Annotated in this window: 8 protein-coding genes; 3 read left to right on the top strand and 5 right to left on the bottom strand. The window is 74.1% G+C overall.

The window, feature by feature from the left end; all coding sequences use genetic code 11:
- Positions 1-233 precede the first annotated feature (233 nt).
- The 4 genes from rlmN to ACIPEQ_RS16400 form a co-directional block, all read right to left on the bottom strand.
- Entirely contained in the window at positions 234-1,478 is a 1,245-nt protein-coding gene (rlmN, locus tag ACIPEQ_RS16415; protein WP_126892703.1) for a 23S rRNA (adenine(2503)-C(2))-methyltransferase RlmN, read from the bottom strand.
- 41 nt (positions 1,479-1,519) lie between these two features.
- Positions 1,520-2,539, bottom strand: coding sequence for an NlpC/P60 family protein (locus ACIPEQ_RS16410; protein ID WP_402715995.1), 1,020 nt, complete (start codon positions 2,537-2,539; stop codon positions 1,520-1,522).
- 146 nt (positions 2,540-2,685) lie between these two features.
- Positions 2,686-3,558 carry an alpha/beta fold hydrolase gene (locus ACIPEQ_RS16405; protein ID WP_402715994.1) on the bottom strand — a complete coding sequence of 291 codons (873 nt, stop codon included), beginning with the start codon at positions 3,556-3,558 and terminating at the stop codon, positions 2,686-2,688.
- Positions 3,559-3,665: 107 nt separating this feature from the next.
- On the bottom strand, positions 3,666-4,715 hold the full coding sequence (locus tag ACIPEQ_RS16400; RefSeq protein ID WP_402715993.1) for an AraC family transcriptional regulator: 1,050 nt from the start codon (positions 4,713-4,715) through the stop codon (positions 3,666-3,668).
- 524 nt (positions 4,716-5,239) lie between these two features.
- Here ACIPEQ_RS16400 and ACIPEQ_RS16395 point away from each other — a divergent pair.
- Positions 5,240-5,971 (top strand): class I SAM-dependent methyltransferase, encoded by a 732-nt coding sequence (locus ACIPEQ_RS16395; protein ID WP_402715992.1) that lies wholly within the window; start codon positions 5,240-5,242, stop codon positions 5,969-5,971.
- 51 nt (positions 5,972-6,022) lie between these two features.
- On the top strand, positions 6,023-6,277 hold the full coding sequence (locus ACIPEQ_RS16390; protein WP_126891816.1) for a zinc-ribbon domain-containing protein: 255 nt from the start codon (positions 6,023-6,025) through the stop codon (positions 6,275-6,277).
- A gap of 6 nt (positions 6,278-6,283) precedes the next feature.
- Here the strand turns inward: ACIPEQ_RS16390 and ACIPEQ_RS16385 are convergent, their stop codons facing one another.
- Positions 6,284-7,729 carry a protein kinase gene (locus ACIPEQ_RS16385; protein ID WP_402715991.1) on the bottom strand — a complete coding sequence of 482 codons (1,446 nt, stop codon included), beginning with the start codon at positions 7,727-7,729 and terminating at the stop codon, positions 6,284-6,286.
- A 110-nt stretch (positions 7,730-7,839) separates the two neighbouring features.
- On the opposite strand from ACIPEQ_RS16385, the gene ACIPEQ_RS16380 reads away from it, so the two are divergent.
- Positions 7,840-8,367 carry a tetratricopeptide repeat protein gene (locus ACIPEQ_RS16380; RefSeq protein ID WP_402715990.1) on the top strand — a complete coding sequence of 176 codons (528 nt, stop codon included), beginning with the start codon at positions 7,840-7,842 and terminating at the stop codon, positions 8,365-8,367.
- Positions 8,368-8,613 lie beyond the last annotated feature (246 nt).

The following is an 8,613-nucleotide window of genomic DNA, read 5'->3' as shown; positions in this document are numbered from 1 at the left end:
GCCTCAGCGGCAACGAGTGATTACTCTACGTTCGCCCGAGCCACACCGCCAACACCACCCACATCCCGGGCGTGTCGTCCCCCGACCTCCCCGAGAACTCGCGGAAGGAGGGGTACCGCGGCCGCGGACGGGCGGATGTCGGGTCGCGGCAGCACGAGCACCGACGCGACCCGAGAACGACGGGAGGCACGGTGCGTACCCGCACCGTGCCTCCCGTCCGACCGATCGTCGTCTCAGACGTCCGTCTCGTCAGCCGCCGCCAACTGGCCGCACGCCCCGTCGATCTCCTTGCCGCGGGTGTCGCGCAGGGTCGTCGGCACTCCGGCAGCGTTGAGCCGACGGACGAACTCGTCCTGCACGTGCGGCTCCGACGAGGTCCAGACCGAGCCGGGCGTCGGGTTGAGCGGGATCGGGTTGACGTGGACCCAGCCCTTGCCGCGGGCGTTCAGCTTCTCGGCGAGCAGGTCCGCACGCCACGCGTGGTCGTTCATGTCCTTGATGAGCGCGTACTCGATCGAGACCCGGCGACCGGTCTTCGCGTAGTACTCGTACGCCGCGTCGATCGCCTCGTCCGCCTTCCACCGCGAGTTCACCGGGATGAGCTCGTCGCGCAGCTCGTCGTCCGGCGCGTGCAGGGACAGCGCGAAGGTGAGGGGGATGTCCTCGTCCGCCAGCTTCTTGATCGCCGGCACCAGACCGACGGTCGAGACCGTGATCCCCCGCGCACTCATCCCGAGACCGTGCGGCTGCGGCGCGATCATCGTCCGGACGGCCTCGATGACCCGCTTGTAGTTCGCGAGCGGCTCCCCCATGCCCATGAAGACGATGTTCGTGACGCGCTCGGCGTCGACGCGGTCCTGCCCGCCCTTGCGCGGGTCACCACCGAGCTCACCGGCGGCGATCGCGGCGTTCGCCCGGACGATCTGCTCGATGATCTCGGCCGTCGACATGTTGCGCGTGAGGCCCGCCTGACCGGTGGCGCAGAACGGGCAGTTCATGCCGCAGCCGGCCTGTGACGAGACGCAGAGCGTGATCCGGCCGGGGTAGCGCATGAGCACCGACTCGACCAGGGCGCCGTCGTGCAGCTTCCAGAGGAACTTGATCGTGTCGCCCTTGTCCGTCGCGAGACGCCGGGTCTCGGTGAGGAGCGGCGGCAGCATCCCCGCCACGAGTTCCTCGCGCTGGGCGGCCGGCAGGTCGGTCATCGTCGCCGGGTCGGACGACCAGTGCGTGAAGTAGTGCGTCGACAGCTGCTTCGCGCGGAAGCCGGGCAGGCCGAGCTCCTTCACCTTCTCGACGCGCTCCTCGACGGTCATGTCGGCGAGGTGCACGGGCGGCTTGCCGCGCTTCGGGGACGCGAACTGCAGGAGGGGTCGGCCCGCGGAGTCCTGCGCCTGGGTCCACCCCTCGGTGCGCGGGCGCACCTGCGGACGAGCGGAGCGCTGCTCCTCGAACGGGGTGCGGGTCTCGGTGGCCATCACTCCAGTTTACGGGAGGTGCGCAACTCCCCGGGGACGCGTCACTCGCCAGCCGGCAGGAGCCGCGCGAAGTGGTGCGCGTTCGGGTACACCGGCACGATGTCCACCGGGTCGCCGGGGTGCGGCGCCTGCAGCACGATGCCGTCGCCGAGGTAGATGCCGACGTGGTCCTCGTCGTCGAACACGACGAGGTCGCCGGGCAGCGCCTCGGACTGCGGGATCGTCGTCGCGACCGCGTCCTGCGACGGCACGTAGTGCACGAGCGGGATCCCGACGGCCGCGTACGCCACCATCGTGAGTCCCGAGCAGTCGATGCCGGAGTGGCTCGCACCGCCCTCGACGTACGGGTCCCCCATGTACTGCAGCGCCGTCGACACGATCGTGGCGCGCTTGCCACCCGCCGACAGCACCTTCGAGATGGCTGCCTCGGCCTGTTGGGTGGTGACGCCGTACTTCGTGACGATGGTCGGGTAGGACACGATCGTCGTGGTCGTCGTCATGCCGTCGGTCTGCACGACCGGCACCTCGACGTCGCGGGCGACGGTGAAGGACTGCGCGTCGTACGCGGCGATCGACGACGTCGACGTGCCGTTCGTCGTGGTCTGCGGGTCGGCGTTCGCCGGGACCGCGAGCGTCAGGGACGAGGTCACCGCGATGGCCGGTGCGAGCAGGATCGCCGCACGCTTGGCGTTCGCGGCACGGCGGACGTGCCGCGGGTCGGCGGCGCGCTCCGCGCGGAGTGCGGCGGAGCGGGAGAGCACCGCGGCGCCGGCGACCGCGGTCGACGCGACCGGTCGCGGTGCGGCGAGCGCCACGGTGCGCGCGGGCTTCGCGGGCTGGACGAAGGAGGAACGGGCGACTGCGGGGCCGAGGGCGGCCCGACGACCGCGGGGACGCCGCGGCTCCGTGGGTGCCACCGCCCCGGGAGCGGACGACGCGGGCGACTCGGCTGCGACCGACCCGCGGGCGGGCGACTCGGGTCCGAGTGGTCCGCGGTCGGCCGGCTCGGGTGCTGCCGACCGTGCGCCGTCGAGGGCTGCGGGCAGTGCGTGTCGTCCCATGGTTCCTTCCGGTGCGGACGACGGGGCGGTCGACCGACTCGGGAAGATAACGTATTGGTCACGAACCTGAGTCCGGCTGGGCAGGACGCCCCGGTTCCTGCGGTTCGTCTCAGCCTTGCCGGATCGGCAGGGGCGGTGCCCAGGGCTCAGTCGCGCTCGAGGTGGCCGCGGACGCGTTCCTGCACCCCGGCGGCGTCGTGGTGGTCCCAGAGGCCGAAGTGGGTGCCGCCGGGGAGCGTGACGAGCTCGGCCTCGGGCACCGCCGCGGCGGCGCGAGCGCTGTGCACCATCGGGACCTCGGTGTCGGCGTCGCCGTGCACCAGCAGCGTCGGCGCCCGGACGGCCCCGAGCTCGAGGTCGTCCACCGCGCCGAGCACGCGCACGTCGTTGTCCCACCCCGGACGGTTGCGGCCGCCCGCGTTGCCGCTCGACGACAGGTCGAGCAGCACCCGGCGCCGTGGTCGGTCGTGCAGGACGTCCGCCACGTGGGCGGTGAGGGCCCGACCGCGCAGGGAGCTGACGCTGGCCTCGGCGGTGCGGACGACGACGGACGGCAGCAGTCTCGCGGCGAACGCGGCGAGCGCCGCACCCACACGCGTGTACGCGACGACCCACTCGGCGAAGGACGGCTCGGGCGGGACCCACCGCGCCGAGAGCCCGGCGACCACCACGAGCGTGCGGACCCGGTCCGGGTGTCGGACCGCGAACCGGTAGGCGGCGGGACCACCACCGGACCAGGCGAGCACGGCGACGCGGTCGATGCCGAGCGCGTCGAGGAGCGCCACGTACCGGTCGGCCTCGTCGTCGAGTGACGGGTGGTCCGGTTCGAGGGTGGTCCCCGCGTAGCCCGGCCGGGCGAGGGTCACGACGCGGAACCGGTCGGACGGCAGGAACCGGGCCATCGCCTCCGCGGAGGCGATGCCACCGGGGGTGCCGTGCAGGACGAGGACCGGGACGCCGGTGCCGCGGACGGCGACCGCGATCCCGCCGGTCCCGGTGCTCGGTGACGTCCGCTGCATCCCTGCACGCTACCCAGCGCACCATGGGGCGGACCGGGGCTGGTCGATGGACGCGCCGGGTGCCTCCCGGCCGACCTGCGGATCCGGACAGCCGTCGGCCGACGGACTCAGTCCGGGTGGGACGACCGCGTCCGACCGGGGGTCCCCGCGACCGCGATCATCCGTCGTTGCCCCCGCAACGTCTCGCCCGGGTGCTCGCCGTAGCGTTCGGCGTACGCGCCGGAGAAGCGCCCCATGTGGCGGAAGCCGCAGGACGACGCGACGGCCGCCACCGAGGTCTCCCGCGCGTCGGCGAGCTGCAGCGCGATCCGGGCCTTGTCGAGTCGGAGGTCCCGCAGGAACGCGGTCGGCGTCGACGCCTCCTGCCGCTGGAAGGTCTCCTGCAGGGTCCGGACGCTGGTGTCGGCGCCTACGGCGATCTCGGAGGTGCTGAGCGGGCGCGCGAAGTGCGCGTACATGTACGCCTTGGCGCGCTCGAGCGTGGCGACGGGCACGTCCGGGACACCGCCGTCGGCGGCGGGGCGGAACGCCTCGAGGACGGCCTCGGCGAGGCGCAGGTCGAGCACCGCCCGCGCGCCGTCCACCACGTCGACGTCGAGCATCGGGGCGGCGAGCTCGCGCAGCGTGCGCTGCAGCGGAGCGAGCCGTGCGGACGGGACGGCGACCGGGAAGGCCAGCGGGACGGGGGCGGCCGCGCCGCCGACGACCGCGACGGCCTCGAGGAAGTCCGCGTCGAAGTGCACCAGGTGCACGGTGCCGGGCGGTGCCGTCACCGTGAACGGGCGGCCGGCCGGACACATCACCGGGACGCCCGGACGGAGGGTGACGCCGTCCTCGCGGTCCGCGTCGAGCACGACGCCGCCCTCGACGGACCACGCCAGCAGGTACTGTCGGCCGGGGACGAGCTCGCCGCCGTGGTGCGCCGACACCGACGAGGTCCGGAGGCTCACCAACCCGTCCCCGGTCGAGCGGTACCGGTAGGTGAACGGCGCATCGCCGTCGGGACGGGACCACAGGTCGTGGCCCGCGTACACGTCCTCGTGGAGGGCACGGGCCTCGTCGGGTTCCGTCCCGCTGTGCACGACCTCGCGGACCAAGGTCCGGCGCCGCTCGGTCGGTCGGTCCTCGGCAGGCGGGTCCTGGGTCGCGGTGATCACGTCCGGTCGCCGCGTCCGGATCTGCGGACCCACGCGAGGTCGGCCAGCGAGGGCGCCGGGGCTCCCTCCGGTACCGCCCAGCCGCGGCGTGCGGCGCGGCGGAGGTGCCGGTAGGTGGTGACGCGGACCGGTTCGACCCGCTCGTCTGCCTGGTACGTCGACATGTCGTGCTCCCTGCATCACGACCGCCTGGCGTCCTGCGCGGTCCGGAGCGTCGGGGTGGTGCGGCACCGCGGTGGCGTGCGCCGCCGCGTCCACCCTGGCGGCTCCCGCGTGGCGTGGCCGCCGGACGATCTCGTCGTGCCGGCGACGGTACGCGCCGGTGCGTCGGGCCACGGACACCGGACACCCAGACCGCGCACTCTGGACGGAACGTCGCCGACCGTGGGTCCGGTGTGCGACGGACGGGAGGCGCGGGGCGGGCGACCGTGTGCCTCCCGTCCGACGGGTGCTCGCGACCGACCGTGTTGCCGGTCCGGCAAGGATGCTTGCGGCAGTGCGCCGCCGCGCGGTGCACTGGGTCGATGCACGCGCCCGACGCCTCAACCCACGCCGATGCACACCCCCATGCCGGACCGGACGGTGCTCCCGGCGGCGGCGGGGGCGGCACGGCCCGCGACTGGTGGGAGGCCCGGTACGCCGAGCGGGACGGCATCTGGTCCGGCCGGGTGAACGCCGTGCTCGCCGACGTCGTCGTCGGGCTGCCCGCCGGCGGCGGGCGGGCGCTCGACCTCGGGTGCGGCGAGGGCGGTGACGTCGTCTGGCTCGCGGAGCAGGGCTGGACGGTGACCGGCGTCGACCTGTCCCGGACCGCCGTCGAGCGCGGCGAGCGTGCGGCGTCCGAGGCCGGAGTGGCCGATCGGACGCGGTTCGTCGCCGCCGACCTGGCGACCTGGAGCCCGGCCGTCGAGGAGCGGTTCGACCTGGTCACCGCGTCCTTCCTGCAGTCGTGGCCCGTCGAGATCCCGCGCGACGCGATCCTGCACCGGGCGACGTCGGCCGTGGCTCCGGGCGGGTACCTGCTCGTCACCGCGCACGCCGCGCCGCCGCACGGCGACCTGCCCGAGGCGATGCGGACGTACCGCTTCCCCGCGCCCGAGCAGGACCTCGCGGCTCTGCAGCTGGACGACGGGTGGGACGTGCTGGTGGCCGAGGGACGACCGCGGTCGACCACCGGGCCGGACGGGGAGCGACACGAGACCGTCGACAGCGTGGTGCTCGTGCGGCGGCGGCCCGGGGAGGGCCCTTCCGCGTGACGGTCTCCGACGGCTGACGGTCGGTCCGCGCCGCCCGCGTAGCCTCGCGGTGTGTTCCTGATCTTCGGCACCCGTGGCACCGACACCCTGCTCACCGTGGTCCGCTTCGTCTGCGGGGTCTGCGGCGTCCTGGCGGCGCAGCGGGTCGTGCGACGCACGACGAAGCTCAGCCTGTTCTTCGTCCCGCTCGTCCCGTTGTCGCGCTCGCACCGCAACGAGTGCACGAACTGCGGTGCCGTGACCCGGATCACCGCCGAGCAGGCGGACCGTGCCGTGGCCTGGGCGGACGGCCGACCGGGCGCCTGACGCGCGTCAGTGCGCGCCGTCGAGCGGGAGGGCGTCGCTCGTGGTGCGCAGCCCCTCCTGGCGCAGTTCGAGCTGCGTGACGGCCAGTGCCGCGAGGTCGCGGAGGTTCGCCAGGTCGGCCTCGGACGCCTCGCGCGCCCGGACGTCGAGCACGGCGAGGGTGCCCACCGCGGTGCCGTCGTGCCGGAGCAGGGGGACGCTCACGTAGAACCGGATGCCGAGCGGCCCGGTGACGAGCGGACTCTGCCGCATCTCCGGGTGCTGTGAACCGTCCGGGATCACCACGGGCACGGGTACCGGCGCGAAGCCGCTGCGGAAGCTGATGTTCCGCGCCGCCTCGTCGACCCCCTCGGCGATCCACGACTGCGACCACTCGCGGTCCTCGTCGAGCACGTCGACCAGGGCGATCGGGGCGTCGAACAGACGCGCCGCCATCGCGACCGTGCGCTGCAGCGACTCCTCGGGGAGCGAGTCGAGCGTGGCGGGGCGGGCCCAGGCCGGAGCAGCGACGGCCGGTGCAGCGTCGGCCGGGGGCGCGGATCCCGCCGTAGCGTCTGCCGGGGAGGCCGGCGCGGCGGCGTCGGTCCGCGCGCCCGGGGTCGCGGGATCGCCGGCGGCGCTCTCGGTGATGACGACGTCGCGCAGCATCGCGACGAGCTGCGCGCCGAGGGGCCGGTCCGCCGGGTCCTGCGCGGTCATCGCGCGGAGCAGGTGCTTCCAGTGCTCCGACAGCGGCTCCGGCACGACGGGGTCCCGCGACAGCCGGGCGATGGCGGACTCGACGAGCGACCCCGGGAACTCACGGCGCCGCGTGAAGCACTGCAGCAGCACGAGGCCGAGGGAGTACACGTCGCTGGCGGGACCGACGTCGGCGCCGCGCGCCTGCTCCGGGCTGAGGTAGGCGGCCGTGCCGGTCGTGACGCCGTCCGCGGTCAGCCGTTCGACCCCGGCGGCGAGGGCGATCCCGAAGTCGGTCAGCCGCGCACGGGCCCGGTCGGACCCGGTGCCGTAGTCGACGAGCAGGATGTTCGAGGGCTTGATGTCGCGGTGCACGACGCCGTGCGGGTGGATGTACTCGAGCGCTTCGGCCATGTCGTAGCCGATCTCCGCGATGTGCTTCGCGGAGAGCGGTCCGACCTCGAGCCGGGCCTCCAGGTCCTGTCCGACGACGAGCGACATCACGAGGAAGCGCCGGGGGCCGCTCCCGACGACGTCGACGACGCCCGCGTCCAGCAGCCCGACCAGTCCGTGGTGCTCGAGCGCCGCGAGGACGCCGAGCTCGGCCTCCTGCCGTGCCAGGTCGACGGAGCCCGGGTGGAAGAGCTTCACCGCGACGGGCCGGTGCAGCACCTCGTCGGTGGCTCGGTACACGACGGACATGCCGCCCCGACCGATCTCCTGCTCGAGCCGGTAGCGCCCGTCGAGGAGCGGCGCCGCGTCGTCGTGTCCCATGGGTTCCTCGTCGTCCTGTCGGTGGGCAACGATGCATCTTCGCACCCCGGTGCCGCGGATGCGCGCAAGGGCACGTCCACCGGACTGACGGGTGCCGTTACCGTGGGCGGGTGAGCGACTCCTCGACCCCGCAGACCCGACCGTCCGACACCGACTGGGAGGCACGCGTCGCCGCGCTCTGGGCCGACGACGCCGTGGACGACCGGACCCGGATCGACCGGATGCGTGAGCTCGCGGCCGTCGCACCCCACCCTGCGCTCGGTGCGTTCGAGCTCGGTGGCGCCCACGACTCCGGTGGGCAGGAGGCGGCGGCGCACGAGCAGTACGCCGCCGCGACCGCGGCAGGGCTCGCCGACGTCGACCCCGACCGGGCCGCGCGGCTCGTGGTGCAGCACGCGTCGACGCTGCGGAACCTCGGTCGGGTCGACGAGGCGATCGTGATGCTGCGGGACGCACCGCTGCACCCGGCGACCGGAGTCGCGCCGCGCGTGTTCCTCGCACTCGCGTTGCACAGCGCGGGCCGGGTCGACGAGGCGCTGCGGGTGGCGATCGAGGCGGTCGAACCGACGCTCCCCCGGTACAACCGGTCGGTGCGCGCGTACGCGGCGGCACTGACCGGACCCGATCGACCGCAGTAGCCCCGGCACCACGACGGACGGGAGGCACGGTGCCAGCCGGCACCGCGCCTCCCGTCCGTCGTCAGGCCGCCCGTGTGACTACTGGACGCGGGTGGTGCGTGCCAGTGCGGTGCGGGTGCCGCCGGTGAGGTGGACCAGGACCGGGATCTTGCGGCCGAGGGTCTGGTCGAGGGTGGTGAGGGCGTGGTCGACGGCGTCGAGGACGGTGACCGCGTCACCGCCGCGGCGGACGTGGACCTTGATGCG

Origin of the sequence: Curtobacterium sp. NPDC087080 (assembly GCF_044745105.1) — a bacterium.
Classification (GTDB): domain Bacteria; phylum Actinomycetota; class Actinomycetes; order Actinomycetales; family Microbacteriaceae; genus Curtobacterium.
The sequence above is the reverse complement of the archived record's forward strand: the minus strand, read 5'-3'. Positions and strand labels throughout refer to the sequence as shown.